Source organism: Streptomyces sp. NPDC001401 (assembly GCF_042895385.1).
Taxonomy (GTDB): Bacteria; Actinomycetota; Actinomycetes; order Streptomycetales; family Streptomycetaceae; genus Streptomyces.
Genome location: NZ_JBIAWI010000029.1, coordinates 12,862 through 36,510, shown reverse-complemented (window position 1 = coordinate 36,510; position 23,649 = coordinate 12,862). Strand labels below are relative to the sequence as shown.

The window sequence follows — 23,649 nt, the reverse complement described above, 5'->3', positions numbered from 1 at the left end:
ACGTATGGCCGGCGCTCGCCGGAGTGGTTGCAACGGCGTGCGCGATGGTCGCCGTACTGGCCGTGGGGTATCGCACACTCGGGGTCGGCGCTCCCCTCGGGGGAGTTGCTCTTCTTGTCCTCCTCGTCGCGCTCGGAGTCAGGAACCGACGCCCGGCCGCACGCCGCCGTCTCGGCTACTACAGCCCCGGCGAACTGCTCGAACTCGACACACAGGGACTAGCGTTGGCTGTCGCCCGGATGCTGCGCCGGGACGGGTGGCGGGTGCGGTTGCTGCCTGCACCGGACCGGCCGCGTCTGTGCGCCCGGGACGACAGCGGCCGTCAGCTCGACGTGGCCTTCCGGCCGGTCGCCGAGCCGCTGCCCGACGAGGACTTGCCGCATCCGCACCACAGGGGCACCGAGCCACATCTTCAACTGGTCGTCCACCGCGGCACTTTCGGAGACCGCGACATCCGTTGGGCACGGCGCCAGGGCAGGACCTGCCTGCTCGACGGCTCCTCGCTCAGCCGATGGGGACAGGGCACTCGCCTGAACGAGCTGCTCACCCACGGGTGGTGACGGCGCCTGCGTCCGCCGACCCTCTTGACCGAATGGATCAGACCTTAAGGTTCACGCGGCACAGGCACAGGCTCCGCCGTCCGGGCACCGACCGGGTTGACGGTCCCGAACGACGTCTTGGCGGCCCGCTGCTCCACGAGCGACACATCCGTCAGCAGATCCGTGGTAGTTGCTCCCCGATCGGCAGATCCACCACCCGCGTTCCCCCCAGTCCGGTGCGGGCCACGACCATGCCCGGATGTGCCTCGACGGCCTCACCGATGATCACGGAGTCCGCGCCCAGAGGATGGGCCCGCATCGCCTCCAGGACGGCGTCGGCGTGCTCGCGCGGGACGAAGGCCACCAGCTTGCCCTCGTTGGCGATGTACATGGGGTCCAGTCCGAGAATAGCGCAGGCGTTGGCCACGGCCGGCGGGACCGGGACGTCGCGTTCCCGGATGACCACCCCGGTCCCGGAGGCCTCCGCGATCTCGTTGAGCGAGGCCGCCAGTCCGCCCCTGGTGGGATCGCGCAGGACGTGCAGATCCGGAGTGACGGAGAGCATGACGTCGACCAGCCCGCCGAGCGCCGCGCAGTCGCTCTTGATCTCCACTCCGAATTCCAGGCCCTCGCGCACGCTCATGATCGCCACGCCGTGGACACCGATGGCGCCGCTGACGATCACGACGTCGCCGGGGACGACCCGCTGGGGACGCAGATCGACCCCGGCCGGGACGAGACCGATACCCGCCGTGTTGATGAAGATCCCGTCGCCGTGGCCCGCCTCCACCACCTTGGTGTCGCCGGTGGCCACCTCCACACAGGCGGTGCGCGCGGCCGCGCCCAGCGCCTCGGACACGCGCGTGACCACGTCGAGCTCGACGCCCTCCTCCAGGATGAATCCACAGGAGAGGTAGGCGGCGCGGGCGCCACTCATGGCGAGGTCGTTGACCGTCCCGTTGACCGCGAGATCGCCGATGCTCCCCCCGGGGAAGAACAGCGGCCGCACCACGTAGGAGTCGGTGGAGAACGCCAGCCGGGCACCGCCGAGGGAGACGACGGCGGCATCTCCCAGCTGGGCGAGGACCTCGCCGCCGAAGGCGGGGGCGAAGATCTGCTGGACCAGTTCGGCGGAGAGGGCTCCGCCGCCGCCATGGCCCATGACGACGCGGGGCCGGTCGCGCACCGGCGCCGGGCACGTCCACCCTTCGATGTCGAGGGCCGGGGCGGGAAGGTCGGTGGTGTCAGACAACGGGGCTCGCCTCCCGGTCCGTGGTGGTGGGCACGTCCAGACGCCGGTAGAGGTAGTACGCCGCGCAGGCGCCCTCGCTGGAGACCATCGTGGCTCCCAGGGGGGTGCGAGGGGTGCACAGAGTGCCGAAGGCCTCGCACTCGTGCGGCTTGAGCAGCCCCTGCAGGACCTCTCCGCTGCGGCACTCGGCCGGTTCCTGCGTGCGGATGCCCTCGACGGAGAAGCGGTGCTCGGCGTCGTAGGCGCGGTACCTCGGCGCCAGCCGCCAACCGCTCTGCGGGATCACCCCGATGCCGCGCCAGGCACGGTCGGTGACCTCGAAGACGTCCTCCAGCATGGCCCGGGCGGCCGGGTTGCCTTCCGGGCGTACGGCACGGGCGTAGGCGTTGTCGACGGTGTGCTCACCGCGTTCGAGCTGACGGACGGTACGGCGCACGCCTTCGAGGATGTCCAGGGGCTCGAAGCCCGTCACGACGATCGGCACCCGGAAGCGCTCCGCCAGTTCCGGGTACTCCCCCATGCCCATCACGCTGCAGACATGGCCGGCCGCGAGGAAGCCCTGCACACGGCAGCTCGGCGACGACATGATCGCCTCGATGGCGGGCGGTACGCGGACATGGGACACCAGCATGCTGAAGTTCGGGATGCCCAGCTTCCGGGCCTGATGGACCGTCATGGCGTTGGGGGGTGCCGTCGTCTCGAAGCCGATGCCGAAGAACACCACCTCGCGGTCCGGGTTCTGCTGTGCGATCCGCAGCGCGTCGAGGGGCGAGTAGACGACACGCACGTCACCGCCTTCCCCGCGGACCTGGAACAGGTCCCGTCCGGTGCCCGGCACGCGCAGCATGTCGCCGAAGGAGCAGAAGATCACCTCCGGTCGGGAGGCGATCTCCAGTGCCTTGTCGATGACCTCCAGCGGGGTCACGCACACCGGACAGCCCGGCCCGTGGATCAACTCGAGCTTGTCCGGAAGGAGTTGGTCGATGCCATGGCGAATGATGCTGTGCGTCTGGCCGCCGCACACCTCCATCAGGGCCCACGGCCTGGTCACAGTGGCGTGGATGTCGTCGAGGAGCCGGCGGGCCAGCTCCGGGTCCTGGAACTCGTCGATGTACTTCACTACTTGCGCACCTCTTCCATCGGGTCGACGCCCGCCTCCGTCGCCGCCATCTCCCAGGCGTCGCCGAACTCCTCCTGCAGCATGCCGAGTTCGGCGAAGAGTTCGAGCGTCTGCCGCGCCGACTCCTCGTCCAGTCGTTGCAGGGCGAACCCGACGTGGACGATGGCGTACTCGCCGACCCGGAGGTCGGGCAGGTACTCCAGGCACACCTCCTTGACCACGCCGCCGAAGTCGACGGTGGCCATCCGGGTGCCGTCCCTTTCCTCGATGTCCAGCACTCTGCCGGGTACCGCCAGGCACATGAGCCTCTCCTCGCTGTGGGTCGCGCGTTCGCTCAGTCGGTGGGAGTGGGAGTGGCGCGGGCGGCCACCATCAGCTGGCCCAGCGCCAGGCCGCCGTCGCCGGGCGGCACCAGGTGGTGCCGCAGGACCGTGAAGCCGTCCTCGCGCAGGGTGGCGGCACAGGCCGAGGAGAGCAGCGTGTTGGCGAACACGCCCCCCGTCAGGGCGACCGTGTCCAGCCCGTGCCGCTCTCGCGCCCGCACGCAGATCCGGTGCACCAGGCCGGTCACGCTCCGGTGGAAGCGAGCCGCGATGAGGGCCGGCTCGACGCCCGCGTGCAGGTCGGCGACGATCGCCGCGAGTACGGGTGCCGGATCGGCCCGTACGGCGCCGTCCCGGTTCTCCTCCGAGGCGTGCAGGGCGAAGGCGTACGCGGTGGTGTCGGCGGCGGGTGCGCGCAGCGCCGCGCCCTCCAGCTCGACGGCGGCCTGTGCCTCGTATCCGGCGCGGTGGCACACCCCGGCGAGCGAGGACACGGCGTCGAAGAGCCGGCCCATGCTGGACGTGGGGACACAGTTCAGGCCACGCTCCAACTGCCGTTCCAGGAGGCGGAGTTCATCGGGCGGGCAGGCGGCCGTACAGGCGAGGTCGTCGGACCAGTCGATCCCGGCCGCCCTCAGATGGGCCAGCGCCATGCGGTACGGCCGGCGCACCGCGGCGTCACCACCGGGCAGTGGAACATACGCGAGATGTCCGAACCGGGTGAAGCGGTCGTAGTCCGCGAGCAGGAACTCCCCGCCCCACACGGCACCGTCGTCGCCGTGGCCCGTGCCGTCGAAGGCGACGCCGATCACCGGCCGGGTGCCGTCCAGCCCGTTCTCGGCCATGGCGGCGGCGACGTGCGCGTGATGGTGCTGGACGCGCACGACGGGCCGGTGCGCCGCGTTCCGGTCGGCCCATGCGGCGGAGCGGTAGCCGGGATGCCGGTCGGAGACCAGGGTCTCGGGCCGCACCCCCGTGATGGACTCCAGCTGGGTCGCCGCGCGCTCGAAGACCCGCTGTGTGCCGATGTCGTCCATGTCGCCGATGTGCGCCGACAGCCAGGCTCGGCGGCCCGCCCCCAGGCAGAAGGCGTTCTTCAGGTCTCCGCCCACCGCGAGAGCCGGCCGCACGGGCAACGGGAGGGAGACCGGCAACGGGGCGTAGCCACGTGAGCGGCGGATCACCAGCGGCTCCCCGTCGCAGACACGGACCACGGAGTCGTCGCACGGGACGTGGATCGGCCGGTCGTGGGTGAGCCAGGCGTCGGCCAGGTGCGCGAGCCGCGCCAATGCCTCGGTGTCGTCGGTGACGATCGGCTCACCGGACACGTTGCCGCTGGTCATGACGAGCAGCCGGGGGCCGTCCGGGTCACCGGGCAGGCCGAGCAGCAGATGGTGTACCGGCGTGTACGGCAGCATCACGCCGAGGTCGGGGCTGCCGGGCGCGACCGCCTCGGCGGGCCGCGGGTCTCCGGCGGCGTACGAGGGGTGCGGATGCCGCCTCATCAGGACGACCGGCCTGACCCGGCCTTCGAGCAGGCTCCGCTCCGCGGGGCTCAGCCGGACGAGGTGCCGGACGTCGTCGGCGGTCCTGGCCATGACGGCGAACGGCTTGTCCCCGCGCGCCTTCCGGCGGCGCAGGAGGGCGACCGCCGCCTGGTCCGTGGCATCGCAGGCCAGGTGGTAGCCGCCCAGGCCCTTCACGGCGAGGATAGCGCCCCGCGCCAGGAGGGCGCGGGCCTCGGTGACCGGGTCCGCCCCGCCGACATCGTCGAGTCCCGATTCCTGGGCTACGACCAGCCGCAGCCGTGGCCCGCAGGCGGGGCAGGCGACGGGCTGCGCGTGAAAGCGGCGGTCGGCCGGATCCGCGTACTCCCGGGCGCAGTCGGGGCACATCGGGAAGCCGGCCATCGTGGTGTGGGCCCGGTCGTACGGCACACCGGTGACGATCGTGAACCGCGGGCCGCAGTGGGTGCAGTTGACGAACGGGTGGCGGTGGCGCCGGTCCGCCGGGTCGGCCAGTTCGGCGAGGCAGTCGGCGCAGGTGGCCGTGTCCGGGGAGACAAGAGTGCGGGCCGGTCCACCGGTGCGGGAGGTGAGGATGGTGAACGCGCTGCCGCCCGCGGGCGGCATGTCCCGGTGGTGGACGGAGTCCACGCGGGCGAGCGGGGGCGCCTGGGCGGCGATTCGGTCGCAGAACCGGGCCACGGCCGAGGCGCTGCCCTCGACCTCGACGACAACGCCCTCCGGGGTGTTGGTGACGTGTCCCACCAGGGCGAGTTCGGTGGCGAGGCCGTAGAGGTAGGGCCGGAAGCCCACGCCCTGCACCACTCCCCGCACGGTGACCCGGCGGCGCCGCACAGTGTCCTCGGCGACGGCGGCCGTCACCCGCGGGCCGCTCACGAGTGGCTGTGGGCCATCGTGCCGGTGGCCTCCGTGTGCGCATGGGTGTGGCCGTAGTGGTGCGGCTGCCGGGCCATGACCGGCGCGTGGACGGGTGCGCCGTCCGCGGCGGCCAGCGCCCGGTCCAGCAGCGCGCCGACGCCCTGCCCCCGGCGTGCCGAGGTCAGCATCACCTCGACCCCGGGGTTGACCTGCTCCACGTTCGCGCGGAACGCCGCCTCGTCGAACTCGACGGCCTCTGCGATGTCGGTCTTGGTGACCACCACAAGGTGGGCGAGGCCGAAGGCCGTGGGGTACTTGAGGGGCTTGTCCTCGCCCTCCGTCACCGAGGCGAGCGTGACTCTCAGCGTCTCCCCCAGGTCGTAGGAGGCCGGGCAGACCAGGTTGCCGACGTTCTCCACGAACAGCAGCCGGGTGTCGTCGGGCAGCCATCCGTCCAGGTGCCCGGCGAGCATGCCCGCTTCCAGATGGCACAGTCCGTCGGTGAGTACCTGCTTGACAGGCACGCCCGAACGCGCCAGCCGGGCCGCGTCGTTCTCGGTGGCCAGATCGGCGCTCAGCGCCGCGACGGGAACGGCCCGCTCCCGTGCCCGCAGCAGTTCGCGCTCCAGCAGCGCGGTCTTGCCGCTGCCCGGACTGGACAGCAGGTTGACGACCGCGGTGCCTCGAGCCGCGAGGTGCGCCCGCAGTTCGTGGGCGCACGCCTCGTTCTTCGCGAGTACGGCCTGCCGCAGGTCGACGACACGGCACATGGTTCAGCGCTCCTCGGAGATCGGTTCGCGGGTGGGCGCGTGCGTGGGGCCGCCGTCCTCCCAGTGCACGTCGAGGATCTGCAGTTCCCGGCCCGTGAGCAGGTCGGTGTGCGTGCCGCCGCACGCGGGGCAGGTCAGCCGGGGCGGCATGCCGACGGCCCATTCGTGGGCGCAGGGCGTGCAGCGGGCCCGTCCCGGGACCGCTTCGGTGACGAGTTCGGCGCCTTCCAGCACGGTTCCGGCGCAGGCCAGTTCGAAGCAGAAGGCGAGCGAATCGGGCACGACGCCGGCCAGTTCGCCCACCTGGAGCCGTACCGATCGCACCGCCGTGACGTCTTTGGCCCGGGTAGCGGCTTCTGTCACCTGGTCGACGACGGCCAGCGCGACGGACATCTCGTGCATGGCTCTCCGTCCTTCCACAGCCTGCCTCCGCCGGGCCTCATTAGAGGCGGGCGCGCCCTGGTCGCACGGCCCGGCACGCCGTCACCGGCCTCGGAGGTACGCCGTTCGACGCAACCGCACGGCACACCCGGGTGGCGCCCACGGTTCACATCCGCCGGATGCGCAGGTAGCGCCGGAGGTCGGGAAGCAACTCGGCGACGACGGCGACCAGGGCGGCGAGGGCCGCTCCGCCGATGACGATCTTCTTCATCCCGTCTCTCCTCATGTCGAGATCCCACCGGCCGCGGCCCGCGGCGCGGACTCTCCCGGCTCGCCGTTGTGCAGCAGTTCTTCGATCAGCCGGACGGCCTCCGGCACGGCGTCGGACACCGGCGCGCTGAGGCCGATGCCCTCGTCCAGCCCGGCCGGTTCGCATCCCACGACCAGGACGCGGCGTGGTGGCTCTGCTCCGGTCCCGGCGCAGAGGGTGCCCAGGAGCGCCAGGACGGCGTCGGGGGTCATCCGATGGCCGTCCAGCGCGGGGGCGCCGGACGCGGGGCTCCCGCCGCCGACGTCGTGTTCGATCACGTACAGCGTGCCGGGGGCTTGGCCGCGTGCCGTGGCGTCCACGAGGACGAGGGTGTCGTAGCCGTCCAGCAGCTGGTAGGCGAGGTGTACTCCGCGCACGCCGATGTCCACGACTTCGACGTGCGCGGGCAGTTCGCGCTCGGCGAGCCGGTGTGCAGTCTCCACCCCGAAGCCGTCGTCTCCGAGGAAGACGTTGCCGATGCCCGCCACGAGAGTCCTCGGACCTGCCAGTGGGGGAAGGTTCATGCGTCGTCCTCCAGCGGTGTGACCTCGTCGGGCTGGAAGTACAGGAACCGTCCCTGCTCGCGGCGGATGTCGACGCCTGGGTCGCCCTCCACCGTGACCGCCAGGTGCACCCCGCCGTCGACGTCGTGCAGCACCGCCTCGACCTTCGCGGTGCGGCCCTGCAGGAAGATGTCCTGAGCGTCAGTGCGCCGCAGGCCCGGGTGCAGCTCGACGCGGCTGCCCTTGCCCACCGACCGGCCGTCCACGACCACCCGGTCCTGCGCCGGGTCGAAGCCTGCGTCGCTCGCGGGGTCCCACCAGGGGGTGTCCGGCCGCTGCACCCCGTACTCGTCGGGGAAGCCGCCGTCCGATGCGGTGGGGCCCGGGCCGGTCACCTCACGCAGGCTCCGCACCGCCCCGTGCAGACGCTCCAGGACCTCGGGCGGCATCGAGTCCGCCAGCTCGATCACGGCGGCCGCCCGCTCGTCGGTGCCCCGGGCCTCGCGTTTCTCCTCGTCGGTGAGGGCTGCCGTGCGCAGCGCGAGGATCTCGTCGATCTCGGTGGCGTCGTAGAGCGCGCCGGGGCTCTCCGGCGCGATGGCGGGATGGTCCTGCAGGATGATCGGCGAGGACAGCACGAGGTCGGCGCGGCCGGGTTCGCCGGCGAGTACGGGCCAGGTGTGCAGGTTGCGGCAGGCGGCGACCCCGCTCTTCGCCCACTCGGGGGGATCGGTCATCGACAGGAACGATCCGGCGCTGAGGGCCATGAGCATGTGGGTGGCCACCAGGGAGCGCGGCAGCGCCGCGTCCCGGTCCGCGCCACGGCCCTCGGGGGGTGTCCAGTCGCTGGTGTTCTCGACGACGGCGGTCAGCCGCAACACCCGGTAGAGACCGTCGAGTTCGCGGGCGGACAGGCGGACCGTCCCGCTGATCTCCTCGCACCGCCGCACCAGTCGGCCGACGGTTCGGCCGGCCGCGTCCAGGACCGGTGCGGTGTCCTCGCGGGCGGGCAGTCGGAAGGGATGTGTGACGCCGTCGCCGAGAAGCTCGTCCACCGGCACGACGATCTCGACGCGCTCCTCGCTTCCCTCGTCCCAGGGCACCAACACCCGGTCGTCGAGGCGGAGTTCGGGCACCGTGTCGTAGCCGCCGTCCGGCCGGGCCCGCTGCACCCTGCGCCGTCGGGCGTGCAGGAAGCGCACCTCGACCGAGAGGGTCGCGCCCCCCTTCGGTTCCATCAGGCATTCGGTGTGCTGGAAGTCGTGCTCCTCGCACTCGGCGCCCCAGCCGGGCGGCACGAGCACGCCGAACTGCCAGCGCAGCCGGTTCTTGGCCGCCGAGGCGCGGTACGGGTAGAGCACATAGCCCTCGAAGAGGACGGCGTCGGCCACCTGACGGGCGAGGGCGAAGCGCTCCTCGGTCTCGGGGGCAAACGCGGTCACGGTCACGGATCGGTCCTTCCGGTGGTGGCGGTGAGGGCGCGCAGCGGGTCGTGCGCGGGCGGGTCGGCACCGTCCATGTCCAGCAGCGCCTGGACGGTCGCCTCCCAGGAGGGCAGCGCGTGCCGGGAGCGGTAGGCGAGGAGGTCGTCCATGGTGTCGCGGGGCAGCCGGATCCAGCCGCAGCCGGGGAAGTGCTGCTCGACCATCTCCCGCCAGACGGTGACCGGCATCCGGAAGGCCGCCTCGCGGTCCCACGGGACGGGCTCGACCTGGAAGCCGCGGTCTCCGGTGAACGCCGTACCGGAGAAGAGCATCAGCAGGGGGACCTCGCCGTCGGCGAGGGCTTCGAGGTAGCGGGTCGCGGCGATGTCCATGTCGTATGTGCAGGGCACGGCGAGATCGGCCTCGGTCGCTCCGACGAAGCCGGGGACCATCAGCGAGACCTGGGCGAACTGCACCGGCTGCAGGGTGCTGCCCCAGCGCGAGCGCTCACCGAAGAGGTCCGCGAGGCCGTCGGCCTCGGCGGCTGCGTAACTGCGGCGGGCGGGTTCGATGCGGATCTGGCAGCGCAGCGCGAGGGCGTGCACGGGGGTGTGACCGGAGGCGGTGACACGCAGCCGGAAGACGAGGGTCGGTCCGGCGGCGTACCGGTCGGCTCGCACGCCGGTGCAGGCGAAGGAGAACTCGGTCACGGGCGCACCGCCTCGTCCACGGGCCGGGCGCGTCGCGAGACGTCCGCGAAGAAGGCGTCCAGCGCCGCGCGGGCCTCGGCTCCGCCGTCGAAGCCCTGCCACAACAGGCGCATTCGGCCGACGAGTTCGTAGCAGATGTCGATCGGTACGAGGTGGCACTCGCAGCCGCCGTCGGTGCGGCGCAGCAGCAGCGCCTCCACATCGGCTTCGAGCAGTCCGGCAAGGCGGCTGCCACCGAGGACGTCCGTCCACGTGGCCGGTTCGAGTTCACTCTCGGTGGCTCCGGCCGGGCTCGGGTAGAGGGCGACCAGCCGGTCGAGCGCCGCGTTGCGGAAGAGAAAGGCGACGCCGACCGGGATCTGCAACGCCTCCCACACGCTCTCGTCGAGGCGGTGTCCGGGGTCGGTGAGATAGCGGGCCGGCACCGTGCGGAAGCGGCCCGCGGCGGCGCCCGGCTGCTCCATCAGCAGCGCGCAGGGGGCGCAGGCGCAGACGAGGGCGCGCTTCTCGGTGTCGACGAGATGACGGTGGCCCGTCTCCACCGTCACGGCGCACAGCTCGCACCGTTCGGGCTGCGGAGGCTTCTCGGTGAGGAACCTCCGCAGGCCGGGCGTGCGCGTCGCCGAGGACGCCGTCATCGGGCCCCCGTCGGTGCCGTGCCGATCTGGAGGAGCGTGGGCCCCGCGGGTGCGGCCTGTACGTCGACCGCCCTGACCTCCGGTGCGAAGCAGGCGAGCGCTGCCTCCGCGGCCTCCCGGGCACCCGTGCCTGAGCCGCAACCGCACCCGCCGGCCTCCCGGGCCCGCAGGGTCAGGGTGCCGCTCTCCTCGTCGAAGCCCACGACGTCCAGGGTGTGTTCCCGGACACCGTCGAGGGCGCGGGCAATGCGGGCGTCGCGGTCCTCGGGGTGCAGGTCGTGCAGGACGAGCAGGCTCGCGACCAGGTCGTCGCCCAGCAGGCGTGCCGCCGCTTCGCCGGGCGCGCCGGACAGCAGGTGGAGGATGCGGGCGAGGCCGGCACCGTAGAACTCCATGAGGGAGCGGACGAGTTCCTCTGCCGCGGCGGCGGCCGTGTCGCCACTCGCGGCCAGCCTGTCGAGGACTTCCTCGACACGGCGCCCGGTCTGCTCCGCCGAGATGGCCGCGCTCATCCGCCCAGTCCGCTCAGGCCGGTGGGCACGTGCATCGACTTCACCGTCTTGCCGCCGCCGACGTACATGTGCACGCCGCAGGGCAGACAGGGGTCGAAGCTGCGGACGGCGCGCATGATGTCGATGCCCTTGAAGTTCTCCGGGGGGTTCTCCTCGAAGATGGGCGTGTTCTGCACGGCGTCCTCGTAGGGGCCTGGCGTGCCGTAGGTGTCCCGGACGCTGGCGTTCCAGGGGGTCGGCGGGTACGGGTGGTAGTTGGCGATCTTGCCGTCGCGGATCACCATGTGGTGGGAGAGGACACCGCGGACCGCCTCGGTGAAGCCGACGCCGATGCTCTCGTCCGGAACCTCGAACTTCTCCCAGGTCTGGGTGCGTCCGGCGCGGACCTCCTCCAGGCCCTTCTCCGCGAAGTGCAGAGCGACGGCGGCGGAGTACGCCTGGAAGTAGGTGCGGGCGCGGTTGCGCTCCAGCGCGTTGGACCACTTCGGGATCTTCCACTCGAAGGTGGTCTCCGGCTTGGTCATGGTGCGCGGCAGGTTGATGACCACGCTCTGGCCGGTGGCCTTGACGTACCCGATGTCGACGAGACCGGACAGGGCGGTCGACCACAGGCGGGCGATGGGACCGCCGCCGGTGTCCAGGGCGAGGTGGTCCTTGCCGTCGAACCAGCGCGGGGACATGACCCAGCTGTACTTGTCGTCGAAGTTCCGCTTCTGCGGGGTGGGGATGGTGTGCTGGTTCCACGGGTGGCGCGCGTCCACCGGATTGCCGAGCGGATCGTGGGTGACGAACTGCTCCTGGCCCTGCCAGTCCTCGTAGTAGGAGCTGCCCAGCAGGATGCGGATGCCGAGGTTGATCTCGGTGAGGTCGTTGGTGACGAGCTTGCCGTCGACGATGACACCGGGCGTGACGAACATGCGCCGGCCCCAGTCGGTCATGTTGGCGTAGGTGAAGTCGCAGTACTCGGGGTCGTTGAGCGCGCCCCAGCAGCCGAGCAGGACACGCCGGCGGCCTACTTCCTCGTACCCGGGCAGCGCCTCGTAGAAGAAGTCGAACAGGTCGTCGTGGAGGGGCACGACGCGCTTCATGAACTCCACGTAGCGCATCAGGCGGCTGAGGTAGTCCGTGAAGAGCTGCACGGAGGCGATGGTTCCGACGCCGCCCGGGTAGAGCGTGGAGGGGTGCACATGGCGGCCCTCCATCAGGCAGAACATCTCGCGCGTGTAGCGGCTGACCTGGAGGGCCTCGCGGTAGAACTCGCCCTCCAGGGGGTTGAGCGAGCGCATGATGTCGGCGATCGTGCGGTAGCCGTGCTCCGCGGCGTGCGGGGCCTCGGTGCGCTCGGCGAGTTCGAGGACGCCGGGGTTGGTCTCCTTGACCATCTTCTCGCAGTAGTCGACCCCGACCAGGTTCTCCTGGAAGATGTTGTGGTCGAACATGTACTCGGCGGACTCGCCGAGGTTGATGATCCACTCGCCGAGGTGCGGGGGCTTCACGCCGTACGCCATGTTCTGCGTGTACACCGAGCAGGTGGCGTGGTTGTCCCCGCAGATGCCGCAGATGCGGCTGGTGATGAAGTGGGCGTCGCGGGGGTCCTTGCCGCGCATGAAGACGCTGTAGCCACGGAAGACCGACGAGGTGCTGTAGCACTCCGCGACCCGCTTCTGCTTGAAGTCGATCTTCGTGTGGATGCCCAGGCTGCCCACGATCCGGGTGATCGGGTCCCAGGCCATCTCCACCAGGCCGCTGCCGTCGCCGGCCGCCTTCGTCTTCGGTGCCATCTGTGTGTCGTGCCCTTCGTTGCGCGGTCGGATCATGTGGGGGGAATGCGCGAAGCGGGGGTGCGGACTACCTGCGGCGGATGCTCACCACGGGGGTCGGTATCCGGTGGTGATCTTTTCTCCGGTACGGCGCCACTTGGGCTCCTTGTCCACCGTCCTGGCCGTGATGTCCCTCAGCCTGCGGACCACCGCGCCGTAGACGGTGCTGCCCGTGCTGGACACCTTGGCGCCGGGGGGTTCGTCCATGAACGGCATGAACTTGTCGGGGAACCCGGGCATGGTGCAGGCGATGCAGATGCCGCCGACGTTGGGGCAGCCGCCGATCCCGTTCATCCAGCCGCGCTTGGGCACGTTGCACTTGACGACCGGGCCCCAGCATCCGAGCTTGACCAGGCACTTCGGCGAGTCGTACGACAGGGCGAACTCGCCCTGCTCGTAGTAGCCCGCGCGGTCGCATCCCTCGTGCACGGTGGCGCCGAACAGCCAGGTCGGGCGCAGCTTGTCGTCCAGCGGGATCATCGGGGCCGCGCCGGTCGCCTGGTAGAGCAGATAGGTGAGCGTCTCGGAGAAGTTGTCGGGCTGGATCGGACAGCCGGGGACGCACACGATGGGGATGCCCGCGTGCGACTTCCAGTCCCAGCCGAGATAGTCCGGTACGCCCATCGCGCCGGTCGGGTTGCCCGCCATGGCGTGGATGCCGCCGTAGGTGGCGCAGGTGCCGATGGCGACGACCGCCAGCGCCTTCGGGGCGAGCCGGTCGATCCACTCGCTGGTGGTGATCGGCTGGCCGGTCTCCGGGTTGTCGCCGAAGCCGCACCAGTAGCCCTCGGGCTTGATCGCCTCGTTGGGGACGGAACCCTCGACGACCAGGACGAACGGGTCGATCTCGCCCCGCTCCCCCTTGAAGAACCACTCGATGAACGTGTCCGCGCCGCCGACCGGACCGCACTCGAAGTCGATCAGCGGCCAGTGGACGGCGATCTTCGGAAGACCCGGCAGCGCACCGAGCACGATCTCCTCGATGCTGGGCTGCATGGCCGCCGTCAACGCGACCGAGTCACCGTCGCAGCTCAGGCCCGCGTTGATCCAGAGAATGTGGATCGTGGGTGTCTCGTCGGCGGGCGCGCCGCCTGCGTCCGCAGTGCCGACTGTGCCCGGTGTCGCCTCAGTCATGGGACCGCCTCCCGGGGAGGTAAGGGATGAAAGCCTGCATTTCGGCCTCAGCCTTCTTCGTATCAGCCGTTCGGCCGTGGCGAGATGCCATCGGGGACCGTTCCGGTGACGTCGGCGGCAGAGGGGATCGGACGGGTTTGCGCAACCGCGGGCGGACCGAGGTGCGGCGGGGTGCACACCGGCCGCTGCTTGTGGACGAAGGAACGACGAAGCGCGTGGTACGGGGCGTCCGAGTCGTCGAAGGTCCGGCGCATCCGGGCCAGCTCCTGCTCACGGAAGCCGGCCAGCGGGGTCACGCTCTCCAGCCGGTCCAGCTCCGTCTTCTTCGCGGTGATCCGTGACGCCGTCGCCGGCAGTGACGCCAGGCGCGCTGCCAGGCCGCCGACCTCCCCTGCGAACTCGTCGGGCCCGCAGTCGACCACCCGGTCGACGAGCCCGAGGCGCAGTGCGCCTGCCGAACTCACCGGCAGAGCCCCGCACATGAGGCGTTCCGCTGTCGCGGGACCCACCCTGCGGGGCAGGGTGTACGTCCAGTACTCGGAGCCGTACAGGCCCATCAGGCGGTAGTGAGGGTTCAGCACGGCGCCCGAGCGGCACCACACCTCGTCGGCCGCCAGGGCGAGCATCACCCCGCCCGCCGCGGCGTTGCCCGCAACCGCCGCGACCACCAGCCTGTCCGTCGTCGTCAGGACCGCCTCGACCAGGTCGTCGATGGCGTTGATGTTCGCCCAGGACTCGGCGGCGGGGTCGTCCGCGGCCTCGATGACGTTGAGGTGGATCCCGTTGGAGAAGAAGTCCCGTTCGCCGCCCAGCACCAGCACGGACGTGGGCCGCGCGCACGCTTCCCGGTAGGCGTCCAGCAGACGTCGGCACTGCTCCGTGCTCATGGCGCCGCCGGGGAAGGAGAACGAGAGGAAACCCACGTTCCCGTCCTCCCGGTAGCGGATGTCCGTCCAAATGCGGTGCCGCACCTCGGGCAGCAGGGGCAGGGCATGCTCGGGCAGGGGCGGCAGCAGGTCGCCCAGTGCCCGCACGGCAGGCAGTTTGTACGTGGGCGGCTGCCCGGGCACGCGCCGGGGCCGCAGCTCGGGAATCCACACGGCGCCGTCCTGGGTGGCCCGGCAGACCGCCCCGGCCCTGGTGGCCAGCAGCTCGCCCGGGCGGCCGCGCAACACGCTCTCGGGATGACCGCCGTGCAGGTACCACTCACGGCCGAGCAGCACGTCCAGCACACCGGGTTGCGAGTCCGCCGCCCTCAGCTTGCGCAGGACATCCTGCGTGGAGTCCTCGGCCCAGTCGATTCGCCGGACGCTCTGGTCGAGGTAGGGGCGGGAGCGCAGGCGGGCGTCGGCCCTGCGTGCCGCGTCCTGCTTGCGTGGTACGTGGGTTCCCTCGGCGAAGCGCTCCACCGCGAGCATGACAGCCTCGAGCGCGGCGTCGGCGATCTCGCCCCGGTACAGCTCGCTCTTGGGAACCGGAGGGACCCGGCAGGGCACGCAGGCCCACACGTCACCGGCGTCCATCTCCCCGTCGGCCTGCAGGACGGTGACACCCCACTGGTCGACGCCCTCGTGAATCGCCCAGTCCAGCGAGGACGGTCCGCGGTCGCCCATGGGTCCCGGATGGACGACCAGGCAAGCGTGCGCTGTCCATACCTCCTCGGGAATCGCCGTCTTCAGCATCGGCGCCACGATGAGCTGCGGTGCATGCCGCCGCACGGTTTCGGGCAACGGGCTGTCGGGCAGGGCGAGTTCCACCGCCACGGTGTGGCCACGGTCGCGCAGCTCGGCGTGGACACGCTGGGTGAGGCTGTTGAACGCACTGGCTAGGAGCAGGATGTGCACAGCTGCCTCCGGAGCGGGCGAACGGCAGGCAGGGATGGCCGCCGAACGCGATCCTCGGGCAAGGTGGCCTGCCGTCCCCGACGACAGGCGGTGAGATCATCCGAACGCGGGCGCCGATCCGCCGTCCGGCCTCACCGGCCATGGCCGGCGGCGGCACCGACGGCCCGGCTCACCGAGTCGGCCGCGGTAAATGATCACATTCGCCGCAGGCCGCCGGTAATGCGCTCCCACCGGGAGCGGGTGGCACCGAAGTGGGTCTCGTGTGCCCAGATGTGGGTGCACGACCGGCACTGCAGGTGGAGCAGGCTGCCGACGTGGGAAAGCAGGTAGCGCCAGTGCTCGGAACAGGTGCGCCCCTGCTCGCAGGTGGCGCACCCGCGACGGTCGTCGCAGTTCGGGCAGGCCACCCAGGCGCGACGCCCGATGTCGGCCTGCGGGTCAAGCGGCAGCATGGCCGTTTCCTCTCCGCGGAAGCACACCCGCCGAGACCAGCTCGTCGTACACGCGCTGTTGCTCCGCGCTGAGGCCGGAATACAGCAGCTCATACGCCGCTTCCTCGCCGTGCAGCGCGGCGACGGGGTCCCAGTCGGGGCCGAGAGCGTCCAGGACATGAGCGCGCCGGAGCAGTTCGTGGGAGCTGAGGTCGACGGCCAGCTCGACCAACGGGTGCGTGTCCGGCCTGCCCGCTGCAGCGGGTTCGTCCGGTTCGCCAGGAAGGGCTCGGCCATGGGGGGACATGCGACCGAACGTAGGTAAGCGTCCCGCACCCCGGCAAGAGCAGGTGGGAGAAGTCACAGCAGCCGACCTCGACAACCCCTTCCATGAGTCTCCGCGGTCCGAGGATCAGGATCCGGACCATTCACGGGCCAGCCGCCCCTTCGAAAGAGCTCCAGGCATCACGATGTCGACATCACAGAGAGACGGGAGCCGACCCCCATGCCTCACACGACCGCCTTCGCCAGGAACCAGTGGTACAGCTAGTACTCCAGTACGGTTTCGTGATTTACCCAGCAGATTCGTCGGCGACCCGTCGTCGGTAGTGGCTGCGTCGGGCTGTTGCCTGGTGGTGTCTGCGCCAGGTGGACCAATGCAGCAGCCTGGCCGCTGTCATGGCTGGTGCGTGGAAGACGGCGGCCAGGAGGTAACGGAACTCCGGGACAGTCAGCGTGATCGGATCGCTGCTGCGGGCGGGCAAACGGGTTTCGGCGGGCCGCCGTGATGCCGCGTCGGCGGCGATGGCGGTGAGGAAGGCAAGGGCGAGCATGGCGAGCGTGACGTGCCGGTGCCAGGAGGTCCAGTGTCGGACTTGGTAGTGATCGAGGCCGACTTGGCCCTTGGCAGCTTGGAGGCATTCCTCCACGCTCCAGCGGATGCCGGCGACGCGGACCAGTGCGGACAGGGGCACTTCGGTGGGTGACCAGCACAGGTAGAAGGCGAGTTCGCCGGTGGACCGGTTGCGGCGGATGAGCAGGTGCCGGTGACTGCCGGTGCCGACGTGGACCCAGGCCCAGTCGTAAAAACGCGGCCCCTTCGCGCCGTTGCCGGCGCTGAAAGCCGCCGCGCACAGTGCATTCGCTTCATTCGTGGGGTCGCCGAGACGTTGAAAAAGGGAGGCGGCCTCCTCGGCTGTTGCACACGCCTCTGCGTAGTTCTCGAGCTCCTGATGGTCCAGGGAAAGGTTGTTCAGCACCGCGGCCTGTTCGCGCAGATCCCCTACGGCTCGCTGGATGGCGAGAGCCTCTTGGTGGATTAGCAACGCCTCTGCAGGTTTCCCGGAGTCGTGCAGGGCAGGGCCCTTCCCATTGAGTGCCTTACCCCGTTCGTTGTGATCGTCGAGTGAAGCAAAAAGTGCGAGGGCCCGCTCGTAGGCGGCGAGAGCTTCGGCGTAGCGTGAGGCACCGTTCAGTGCGATGCCGAGGTTGTTCCATGCGCCTGCCTCTGCGGCGATTGCTCCTGCCTGGTGGGCGATGGCGCAGGCGGTCGTTGTGACGGCGATCAGGTCGTCGAAGTACCCACACCAGACGAGGTAGTCGTAGAGGACCACCGGAAGCTTGATGGCGATGTCTTGCTGCGCGACCTCGGCGGCCGCCCTTCCGGGACTTCGCCAGAACCGGGGCGTACCGCCGCACCCAGGTGCGATCCCCCCAAGACGCTAAGCCCGTCTCGCTCCATTCTGCTCCCGGGCGGCGTCGAACAGGGAGGTCAGAGTGGGACTTCCCGCGAGGCTGCCCAGCAGGGCGTGAAGCGCGTCTCGTTCCGTGGCACCCAGGTCTGCGAGGACTTCACCGTCGAGATCGACGAGTGTGCGGTTGAGGTCGGCAAGAACCTTGCGGCCATCGGCGGTGATGTCCACGGCGTAGCGGCGACGATCCTGTGGATCTCGCGTCCGCTCGGCGTATCCGGTGCGCTCCAGATCGTCGAGAGTCGTCACCATCGTCGCCGGGTCGATACGCAGGAATGAACCAAGTGCCAGTTGCGGCATGGCGCCGTTGTCCGCAAGAGCTTGCAAGACGCTGTAGTGCCGCACTCGCAGACCGGTCCCGCCGATACCGTCCTCAGCGATCCTGAACGCCACCTGCCCGAGCTTGACCAGCAGGCAGATGGTGTGCTCGGCCACTGTCCCTGGTACCAGCGGAGCCTCGGACATCGTTTATCCCGCCCATGGTTAGTCATACGTATGGCCCTGTCCATCGTACGAGAAAGCCCGAGGCGGCGGGACCGCTGCAGGCCGACGGGATGCCCCACTGTCCGTCGGCTTACTGCACCGGCGCGTCCTGGGCGATCAGCCGACGATGGCCCGACCGAAGATCTGCCGAGCTATGACCCACTTCTGGATCTCATTGGTCCCCTCGTAGATCTCACCGATTTTGCTGTCCCGGTAGATCGCCTCGACAGGGCCGGGGCTGCCGTCGGCACCCAGTTCGCGCGCGAAGCCGAGGCCTCCGAAGGCTTGGACGGCGTCGCGTGCCATGTCCACGGACAGCTTGGTGGCGTAGTACTTCGCCATCGCGGCCTCGGGCTCCGGGGACGAGTCACCGGCGTCCAGACGCAGAGCGGCCTTGGTACAGAGGGTGCGGGCGTTCTCGATCTCGGTGGCCCGTTCGGCGAGCAGGAACTGCCAGTGCTGGTTGGCGGCCACCGGCTTGCCGAAGGCGTGTCGCGTCGACAGGTGGGCCACGGTGTGATCGAAGGCGGCCTGCGCCATGCCGACCCCGGCAGCCGCGATGCCGATCCGGCCATAGGTCAGAGTCGACAGCGCATGACGCAGTCCGTGCCCTTCGGCGCCACCGAGGAGGTCGTCGTCGGAAAGCTGCACTCCCGTGAATCGGATGTCCGCGGTGAGCTGACCGCGGTTTCCCATCTTGCGGTCGGGAAGGCCGACTTCCACGCCCGGAAGTGCTGTGTCGACGATGAACATGCTCAGCCGCCTGCCGGTGCGGGCGAGAACCACCACGAACCCTGCGACGGGCGAGTTGGAGATCCACCGTTTGTGGCCGTTCAGCACCCAGCCGGCCTCGGTGCGTATCGCCTCGGTCTGTACCGCTTGCGGAGACAGGTCGCTGGAGGCATCCGGCTCAGTGGTGGCGAAGGCACCGACCACTGAGCCTTCCGCGACCTTTCGCAGCCACCGCTGCTGCTGCTCCTCAGTGCCCTGCCGCAGGGCGTTGCCCGCCAGGATGCAGTGCACATCGAAGACGGCCGCGACGCTGCTCGAGTAGTAGGCCAGTTCCTCGACGGCCGCGGCAGTGGCGGTCGCCGGGTGGGTCAGGCCATCGCCGCCGACCTCGCCGGGGAAGGGGATTCGGAAGACCCCCGCCGACGCAAGCCCTTCAAAAACATCCCGGGGGAAGCCGTCCGTGCGCTCGTCGCCACCGGCGATCGCCACGGCGTGCGGAGCCACTTCGCGTTCTGCGATCCGGCGCACGGCAGCGCGAACGGACTGTGTCTCTTTGGGGGCCAGGAGCTCGTGGTAGAGCCGGTCGATCTGGCGCGTGGGAGTCGAAGTCATACGTGGAAGATATCATTAGCATCGCGTATCATTAGTCTGGCAATCTATTTTGGAGGTTCAGCCATGACTCAGACGCTGGCCGGCAAGACCGTCCTGATGTCGGGAGGCAGCCGCGGCATCGGACTCGCCATCGCCCTGCGCGCGGCCCGCGACGGTGCGAACGTGGTGATGCTCGCCAAGACCGCCGTGCCGCATCCAAAGCTCGAAGGCACGGTCCACACCGCCGTCGACGAGGTTGAGCGCGCGGGCGGCAAGGGGCTGGCCGTAGTCGGCGACGTCCGCGAAGAGGACGATGTGCGCACCGCCGTCAACGCGGCGGTCAGCGCCTTCGGCGGCATCGACATCGTGGTCAACAACGCCAGCGCGATCGACCTGTCGTCGTCGGAGCAGCTGGAGATGAAGCGGTACGACCTGATGCAGGACATCAACACGCGTGGCACGTTCCTACTGAGCAAGGCAGCGATCCCACATCTGCGCGAGGCGAGCAACCCGCACATCCTCACGCTTTCCCCGCCGCTGAACCTCGCGCCGCACTGGGTGGGGAGGCATCTCGGTTACACGCTGTCGAAGTACGGCATGAGCCTGTGCACCATCGGGCTCGCCGAGGAGCTCGCCGCCGACGGCATCGCCGCCAACTCGCTATGGCCGCGGACCCTGATCAACACAGCCGCCGTGCGCAATGTGGTCGGCGGCGCCGGACAAGCCCGCAGTCCGCGGATCATGGCTGACGCCGCGTACGCCATCGTCACGCGTGACGCGCGGAAGTGCACCGCCAACCTGTTCATCGACGACGAGGTCCTCTCGGACGAGGGCGTCACCGACCTGTCCGGCTACAGCCCTGCCGGCTTTGAGGGTGATCTCGCGCTCGACATATTCGTCGATCCGGCCTGATCCCGCACCGCTCAGCACATGAACGCGAGGGGCGTTCTAAAGGACCTGGTCGGCGAGCTTCGAGCCGAAGGCGACGCGGGACAGTTGCAACGACCCCGCCATCATCGCGAAGAGTCCGGGGGCCTTGCCGCGTGCGGGCTTGGGACCCTCGGGCGCCGGATGGCCAGCGATCTCGTCCACGATGACCCCCGCGCCGTCGCTGCCGACCCCGTTGCCCGCGCCCGGGCGGCGGCCGACTCCTGGAGCAGGGCGACGGAAGCACATCCGACGCCGCGCTGGTCCCGGCGCCACGAGGCCATCACCGGGGCGGCGCTGGTGAGCAAGGGCACCTTCTATCACCACTTCCCGGACAAGAAGGCGATGTTCGCCGAGCTGTACACGGAGCTCATTCAGCAGGTCGGGGCTCTGGGAGACGCGACGTCCGAGGCGGTCCGGGCGACGCCGGACGAGCCTGCCATGACCGCGGTGGCCAACCTCACGCACGCCTTCCTGCGGCGGACCATCGACGACCCCCTGCACCGTGAGCTGATGGCCCAGGCACCCGCGGTCCTGGGCGAGCAGTACCGGCACATCAACGAAACCGTCGCCCAACCGCCGATCGAACGGCTCCTGACCGTTTTGGCCGAACGCGGCGACCTGCAACCGGATGTGCCCGTCGCCACCGTCGCCCGGCTGCTCTTGGCAGGCCTGTGCGAGGGCAACCAGATCATCGCCGCCGCGGCGGATCGGGAAGATGCCCTGGCCAGGACGTTCCGCGCGATCACCCTGCTGATGTCGGGCCTGGCCGCCGACGACATCAGCGCCCGCGGCTGACCTGACCGGGACCCCGTCGACGGCGCCGACGCTGAGCGGCCCTCGTTGGCCGGCATGACCCGTCGCTACCGTGCCGCCTCGTCCTCGATGTCGCGGACCAGGTCGATGGCCCGGCCCAAGGTCGCGAGTCGGGCGGCGAGGGTCTCGCCGGCGGGATAGAAGCGAACGGTGTCGACACCGGTGTCGCGCCACACGCGCAGCCGCTCGCGCACCATGTCCTCGGTTCCGATCAGCGTGGTCGCCAGCACCATCTCGTCGGTGACCAGGCCGGCCGCGCCGTCCCGGTCCCCCGCCTGCCAAAGTGTCCGGACCTCGGCCGCCACCTCGGCCCAACCCTGGCGGCTGTAGGCGTTGTTGTAGAAGTTCGTGGTCGCCGAGCCCATGCCGCCGAGGCTGAAGGCAAGCTCCTTCTTGCGCCCGGCGACCATTGCGCACAGCGCGTCCTCGTCTTCGGCGAAGGCGACCTCGGCGCCCTGGCAGATGTCCAGGTCCGAGCGGCTGCGACCAGCGGCAGCCAGGCCCTGGTCCAGGTGGTCGAAGTACGCCTCCTTGGCGCCCTCGGGTACGAAACTGGTGCCCAGCCAGCCGTCCGCGATCTCACCGGTCAGGTGCAGCATCTTCGGGGAGAGGGTCGCCAGGTAGACCGGGATGTCGTACTCGGCGCGCATCGACAGCCGCATGGGCTTGGCTTCCCCGCCCGGCAGGGGGATCTGGAACTCCCGCCCGGAGTAGGCGACTTTCTCCCCCGACGCGGCCCGCCGCACGATCTCGACGGTCTCTCGCATCCGTGACAGCGGACGGTCGAAGGGCACTCCGTGCAGTCCTTCGATCACCTGCGGCCCGGAGGGTCCCAGTCCGAGAAGGAAGCGCCCGTCGGAAATCCGGGACAGCGTGATCGCGGCGCGGGCGATGGCCATCGGCGTGCGGGTGCCGAGCTGAATGATTCCCGATCCGAGCAGCATGCGCTCGGTCCTCGCGGCGAGGTAGCCCAGCGGCGAGGGCGCCTCAGAGCCCCACGCCTCCGCCACCCAGCAGATGTCCAGACCGAGCTTCTCCGCCTCGGTGACGTAGTCGACGATCTCCCGCCAATCGGCGCCGGAGGCTTCGATCGTGGTAGAGGTACGCATCAGAGAGTCGCCTCGCCAGAGGCCCCGGCGCCCTCAGCCAGCTTCTTGATCCCCTCGACAGTGGCGATCATGTTGGCCTCGAACTCCCGCATGCGCACGAAGACGATCTTCTGCTCCTTCTCCGGCATGCGGTCGATGGCGAAGGAGAGACCCGAGCGAGCGGGCCCCATCTGCATCCATTCCCGCAGCAGAGTGCCGCCGTCCTGCGGCTCCAACGAGAACCGCCAGATCGCTGTCGGGTTCGACGGGTCCTCCACCGCCCAAGCGAGCCTCCTCGACGGCTCACACTCGACGATGTGGGACGTGGTGGCCCACTCCCCCAAGGACTCATGACTGCTCCGGCCGATGAATCGGGCCCCCAGGGCAGGGCCGCCTCCACCATCCAGCCACTCGACCGATTGCAGCTCGGGACTCAGGCGCGGCATCAGCTCAATGTCGGACACCAGCGTCCACACCTCCGCCGGTGGGGCGGCGATCCAGGTGTGAACCTCAACCGTCGGCTTGTCCGCATAGCGCGCCCCCGTCCACTCCATGATCCCGCAGCCTCCCGCCAATGACACCCACGTGAGCTTGTGACCTGTAAAGTTGCGTAGATAGACTTACCTGTCAAGGGTGAGTGCCGATCTGCGGAACCACTGAGTCAGCCCGCGAAACGCTCCTTCACATCCGGCCGCTCGGCCAGGTGCGGCGGATAGCCAGGGCCCATCCGAGTGCGGGTGTTGTCTGCGGTCATCGGCTCACCACAGGCGGCGCACACCACCTCGGCATGGGTGTCCTCCCCGCACACCTCGTGATGCATGGCGACCGGCGGGCCCGCTTCACCAGCCAGCCAACGGTCCCCCCAGCGATTCATCACCAGCAGCACGCCGTAGAAGTCGCGCCCCTTCTCGGTGAGCACGTAGTCGTAGCGAACCGGCTCCGCCTGGTACGGCCGCTTCTCCAGCAGCCCCTCCTCCACCAGCCGGCGCAGCCGGTCCGTGAGCGTGTTGCGTGCGATCCCCAGCGACTCCTGGAACGCGTCGAATCGCCGGATCCCGTAGAACGCCTCGCGCAGCACCAAGGGCGTCCACCAGTCCCCGAGCAGGTCCATGGTCCGCGCGATCGAGCAGGGCCACTGAGCAAAGGATGTCCGCCTCATGACAGCC

At 70.0% G+C, this 23,649-nt stretch carries 27 protein-coding genes; 3 read left to right on the top strand and 24 right to left on the bottom strand.

Annotation, left to right across the window (positions count from 1 at the left end; all coding sequences use genetic code 11):
• Nucleotides 1-23 precede the first annotated feature (23 nt).
• Nucleotides 24-560 (top strand): hypothetical protein, encoded by a 537-nt coding sequence (locus ACFY10_RS51390; protein WP_390672331.1) that lies wholly within the window; start codon nucleotides 24-26, stop codon nucleotides 558-560.
• A gap of 151 nt (nucleotides 561-711) precedes the next feature.
• Here ACFY10_RS51390 and hypE read toward each other — a convergent pair whose 3' ends face one another.
• The 20 genes from hypE to ACFY10_RS51290 form a co-directional block, all read right to left on the bottom strand.
• Nucleotides 712-1,791, bottom strand: coding sequence for a hydrogenase expression/formation protein HypE (hypE, locus tag ACFY10_RS51385; protein WP_390672330.1), 1,080 nt, complete (start codon nucleotides 1,789-1,791; stop codon nucleotides 712-714).
• Nucleotides 1,784-2,911 carry a hydrogenase formation protein HypD gene (gene hypD, locus ACFY10_RS51380; protein WP_390672329.1) on the bottom strand — a complete coding sequence of 376 codons (1,128 nt, stop codon included), beginning with the start codon at nucleotides 2,909-2,911 and terminating at the stop codon, nucleotides 1,784-1,786. The genes hypE and hypD overlap by 8 nt, the downstream gene beginning before the upstream one ends.
• Complete coding sequence (locus ACFY10_RS51375; protein WP_390672328.1) at nucleotides 2,911-3,213, bottom strand: HypC/HybG/HupF family hydrogenase formation chaperone; 303 nt, start codon at nucleotides 3,211-3,213, stop codon at nucleotides 2,911-2,913. Before ACFY10_RS51375 ends, hypD begins: the two co-directional genes overlap by 1 nt.
• Nucleotides 3,214-3,245: 32 nt before the next feature.
• Nucleotides 3,246-5,636, bottom strand: a complete 2,391-nt coding sequence (gene hypF, locus ACFY10_RS51370) for a carbamoyltransferase HypF (RefSeq protein ID WP_390672327.1) — start codon at nucleotides 5,634-5,636, stop codon at nucleotides 3,246-3,248.
• Nucleotides 5,633-6,388, bottom strand: a complete 756-nt coding sequence (gene hypB, locus ACFY10_RS51365) for a hydrogenase nickel incorporation protein HypB (RefSeq protein WP_390672326.1) — start codon at nucleotides 6,386-6,388, stop codon at nucleotides 5,633-5,635. The genes hypF and hypB overlap by 4 nt, the downstream gene beginning before the upstream one ends.
• Before the next feature lie 3 nt (nucleotides 6,389-6,391).
• On the bottom strand, nucleotides 6,392-6,790 hold the full coding sequence (hypA, locus tag ACFY10_RS51360) for a hydrogenase maturation nickel metallochaperone HypA (RefSeq protein ID WP_390672325.1): 399 nt from the start codon (nucleotides 6,788-6,790) through the stop codon (nucleotides 6,392-6,394).
• Nucleotides 6,791-6,935: 145 nt separating this feature from the next.
• Nucleotides 6,936-7,040, bottom strand: a complete 105-nt coding sequence (locus ACFY10_RS51355; RefSeq protein WP_390672324.1) for a DUF6893 family small protein — start codon at nucleotides 7,038-7,040, stop codon at nucleotides 6,936-6,938.
• An 11-nt stretch (nucleotides 7,041-7,051) separates the two neighbouring features.
• A complete protein-coding gene (locus ACFY10_RS51350; protein ID WP_390672323.1) occupies nucleotides 7,052-7,603 on the bottom strand; it encodes a hydrogenase maturation protease in 552 nt (183 codons plus the stop codon).
• Complete coding sequence (locus ACFY10_RS51345) at nucleotides 7,600-9,030, bottom strand: hypothetical protein (RefSeq protein WP_390672322.1); 1,431 nt, start codon at nucleotides 9,028-9,030, stop codon at nucleotides 7,600-7,602. Before ACFY10_RS51345 ends, ACFY10_RS51350 begins: the two co-directional genes overlap by 4 nt.
• Entirely contained in the window at nucleotides 9,027-9,716 is a 690-nt protein-coding gene (locus tag ACFY10_RS51340; RefSeq protein ID WP_390672321.1) for a DUF6084 family protein, read from the bottom strand. The genes ACFY10_RS51345 and ACFY10_RS51340 overlap by 4 nt, the downstream gene beginning before the upstream one ends.
• Nucleotides 9,713-10,354: a DUF5947 family protein gene (locus ACFY10_RS51335; protein WP_390672320.1), complete on the bottom strand. Its 642-nt coding sequence runs from the start codon at nucleotides 10,352-10,354 to the stop codon at nucleotides 9,713-9,715. Before ACFY10_RS51335 ends, ACFY10_RS51340 begins: the two co-directional genes overlap by 4 nt.
• Complete coding sequence (locus tag ACFY10_RS51330; RefSeq protein ID WP_390672319.1) at nucleotides 10,351-10,866, bottom strand: hypothetical protein; 516 nt, start codon at nucleotides 10,864-10,866, stop codon at nucleotides 10,351-10,353. Before ACFY10_RS51330 ends, ACFY10_RS51335 begins: the two co-directional genes overlap by 4 nt.
• A complete protein-coding gene (locus ACFY10_RS51325) occupies nucleotides 10,863-12,647 on the bottom strand; it encodes a nickel-dependent hydrogenase large subunit (RefSeq protein ID WP_390672318.1) in 1,785 nt (594 codons plus the stop codon). The genes ACFY10_RS51330 and ACFY10_RS51325 overlap by 4 nt, the downstream gene beginning before the upstream one ends.
• 84 nt (nucleotides 12,648-12,731) lie before the next feature.
• Nucleotides 12,732-13,820 (bottom strand): hydrogenase expression protein HypE, encoded by a 1,089-nt coding sequence (locus ACFY10_RS51320; protein WP_390672317.1) that lies wholly within the window; start codon nucleotides 13,818-13,820, stop codon nucleotides 12,732-12,734.
• A 62-nt stretch (nucleotides 13,821-13,882) separates the two neighbouring features.
• Nucleotides 13,883-15,664, bottom strand: coding sequence for an enoyl-CoA hydratase-related protein (locus tag ACFY10_RS51315; RefSeq protein WP_390672316.1), 1,782 nt, complete (start codon nucleotides 15,662-15,664; stop codon nucleotides 13,883-13,885).
• Nucleotides 15,665-15,858: 194 nt separating this feature from the next.
• The gene (locus ACFY10_RS51310) at nucleotides 15,859-16,116 is read right to left on the bottom strand and encodes a hypothetical protein (RefSeq protein ID WP_390672315.1); all 258 of its coding nucleotides are present in this window, start codon (nucleotides 16,114-16,116) and stop codon (nucleotides 15,859-15,861) included.
• Nucleotides 16,103-16,402: a DUF6400 family protein gene (locus ACFY10_RS51305; protein WP_390672314.1), complete on the bottom strand. Its 300-nt coding sequence runs from the start codon at nucleotides 16,400-16,402 to the stop codon at nucleotides 16,103-16,105. The genes ACFY10_RS51310 and ACFY10_RS51305 overlap by 14 nt, the downstream gene beginning before the upstream one ends.
• A 265-nt stretch (nucleotides 16,403-16,667) precedes the next feature.
• Entirely contained in the window at nucleotides 16,668-17,708 is a 1,041-nt protein-coding gene (locus ACFY10_RS51300; protein ID WP_390672313.1) for a tetratricopeptide repeat protein, read from the bottom strand.
• Between the two features lie 108 nt (nucleotides 17,709-17,816).
• Nucleotides 17,817-18,281, bottom strand: coding sequence for a MarR family winged helix-turn-helix transcriptional regulator (locus ACFY10_RS51295; RefSeq protein ID WP_390672312.1), 465 nt, complete (start codon nucleotides 18,279-18,281; stop codon nucleotides 17,817-17,819).
• A 165-nt stretch (nucleotides 18,282-18,446) separates the two neighbouring features.
• A complete protein-coding gene (locus tag ACFY10_RS51290) occupies nucleotides 18,447-19,673 on the bottom strand; it encodes an acyl-CoA dehydrogenase family protein (protein WP_390672311.1) in 1,227 nt (408 codons plus the stop codon).
• Nucleotides 19,674-19,736: 63 nt separating this feature from the next.
• Between ACFY10_RS51290 and ACFY10_RS51285 the strand changes: the two genes are divergently transcribed.
• Complete coding sequence (locus tag ACFY10_RS51285) at nucleotides 19,737-20,564, top strand: SDR family oxidoreductase (protein ID WP_390672310.1); 828 nt, start codon at nucleotides 19,737-19,739, stop codon at nucleotides 20,562-20,564.
• A 36-nt stretch (nucleotides 20,565-20,600) separates the two neighbouring features.
• On the opposite strand, the gene ACFY10_RS51280 is transcribed toward ACFY10_RS51285, so the two are convergent.
• A complete protein-coding gene (locus ACFY10_RS51280) occupies nucleotides 20,601-20,744 on the bottom strand; it encodes a hypothetical protein (RefSeq protein WP_390672309.1) in 144 nt (47 codons plus the stop codon).
• On the opposite strand from ACFY10_RS51280, the gene ACFY10_RS51275 reads away from it, so the two are divergent.
• Complete coding sequence (locus ACFY10_RS51275) at nucleotides 20,724-21,377, top strand: TetR/AcrR family transcriptional regulator (RefSeq protein ID WP_390672308.1); 654 nt, start codon at nucleotides 20,724-20,726, stop codon at nucleotides 21,375-21,377. The genes ACFY10_RS51280 and ACFY10_RS51275 overlap by 21 nt on opposite strands.
• Before the next feature lie 65 nt (nucleotides 21,378-21,442).
• On the opposite strand, the gene ACFY10_RS51270 is transcribed toward ACFY10_RS51275, so the two are convergent.
• The 3 genes from ACFY10_RS51270 to ACFY10_RS51260 form a co-directional block, all read right to left on the bottom strand.
• Entirely contained in the window at nucleotides 21,443-22,504 is a 1,062-nt protein-coding gene (locus ACFY10_RS51270; RefSeq protein ID WP_390672307.1) for an LLM class flavin-dependent oxidoreductase, read from the bottom strand.
• A complete protein-coding gene (locus ACFY10_RS51265; RefSeq protein WP_390672306.1) occupies nucleotides 22,504-23,037 on the bottom strand; it encodes an SRPBCC family protein in 534 nt (177 codons plus the stop codon). The genes ACFY10_RS51270 and ACFY10_RS51265 overlap by 1 nt, the downstream gene beginning before the upstream one ends.
• A 107-nt stretch (nucleotides 23,038-23,144) precedes the next feature.
• A complete protein-coding gene (locus ACFY10_RS51260) occupies nucleotides 23,145-23,642 on the bottom strand; it encodes a helix-turn-helix domain-containing protein (protein WP_164321558.1) in 498 nt (165 codons plus the stop codon).
• Nucleotides 23,643-23,649: the final 7 nt, after the last annotated feature.

What these genes read in the sequence shown, in the direction of transcription:
- hypB (WP_390672326.1), bottom strand. Translation starts at nt 6,388, where the DNA reads ATGTGCCGTGTCGTCGACCTGCGGCAGGCCGTACTCGCGAAGAACGAG.
- ACFY10_RS51290 (WP_390672311.1), bottom strand. Translation starts at nt 19,673, where the DNA reads ATGACTTCGACTCCCACGCGCCAGATCGACCGGCTCTACCACGAGCTC.
- ACFY10_RS51375 (WP_390672328.1), bottom strand. Translation starts at nt 3,213, where the DNA reads ATGTGCCTGGCGGTACCCGGCAGAGTGCTGGACATCGAGGAAAGGGAC.
- ACFY10_RS51270 (WP_390672307.1), bottom strand. Translation starts at nt 22,504, where the DNA reads ATGCGTACCTCTACCACGATCGAAGCCTCCGGCGCCGATTGGCGGGAG.
- ACFY10_RS51325 (WP_390672318.1), bottom strand. Translation starts at nt 12,647, where the DNA reads ATGGCACCGAAGACGAAGGCGGCCGGCGACGGCAGCGGCCTGGTGGAG.
- hypA (WP_390672325.1), bottom strand. Translation starts at nt 6,790, where the DNA reads ATGCACGAGATGTCCGTCGCGCTGGCCGTCGTCGACCAGGTGACAGAA.
- ACFY10_RS51285 (WP_390672310.1), top strand. Translation starts at nt 19,737, where the DNA reads ATGACTCAGACGCTGGCCGGCAAGACCGTCCTGATGTCGGGAGGCAGC.
- ACFY10_RS51265 (WP_390672306.1), bottom strand. Translation starts at nt 23,037, where the DNA reads ATGGAGTGGACGGGGGCGCGCTATGCGGACAAGCCGACGGTTGAGGTT.
- ACFY10_RS51330 (WP_390672319.1), bottom strand. Translation starts at nt 10,866, where the DNA reads ATGAGCGCGGCCATCTCGGCGGAGCAGACCGGGCGCCGTGTCGAGGAA.
- ACFY10_RS51275 (WP_390672308.1), top strand. Translation starts at nt 20,724, where the DNA reads ATGGCCAGCGATCTCGTCCACGATGACCCCCGCGCCGTCGCTGCCGAC.
- ACFY10_RS51260 (WP_164321558.1), bottom strand. Translation starts at nt 23,642, where the DNA reads ATGAGGCGGACATCCTTTGCTCAGTGGCCCTGCTCGATCGCGCGGACC.
- ACFY10_RS51320 (WP_390672317.1), bottom strand. Translation starts at nt 13,820, where the DNA reads ATGACTGAGGCGACACCGGGCACAGTCGGCACTGCGGACGCAGGCGGC.
- ACFY10_RS51335 (WP_390672320.1), bottom strand. Translation starts at nt 10,354, where the DNA reads ATGACGGCGTCCTCGGCGACGCGCACGCCCGGCCTGCGGAGGTTCCTC.
- ACFY10_RS51310 (WP_390672315.1), bottom strand. Translation starts at nt 16,116, where the DNA reads ATGCTGCCGCTTGACCCGCAGGCCGACATCGGGCGTCGCGCCTGGGTG.
- ACFY10_RS51305 (WP_390672314.1), bottom strand. Translation starts at nt 16,402, where the DNA reads ATGTCCCCCCATGGCCGAGCCCTTCCTGGCGAACCGGACGAACCCGCT.
- ACFY10_RS51355 (WP_390672324.1), bottom strand. Translation starts at nt 7,040, where the DNA reads ATGAAGAAGATCGTCATCGGCGGAGCGGCCCTCGCCGCCCTGGTCGCC.
- ACFY10_RS51350 (WP_390672323.1), bottom strand. Translation starts at nt 7,603, where the DNA reads ATGAACCTTCCCCCACTGGCAGGTCCGAGGACTCTCGTGGCGGGCATC.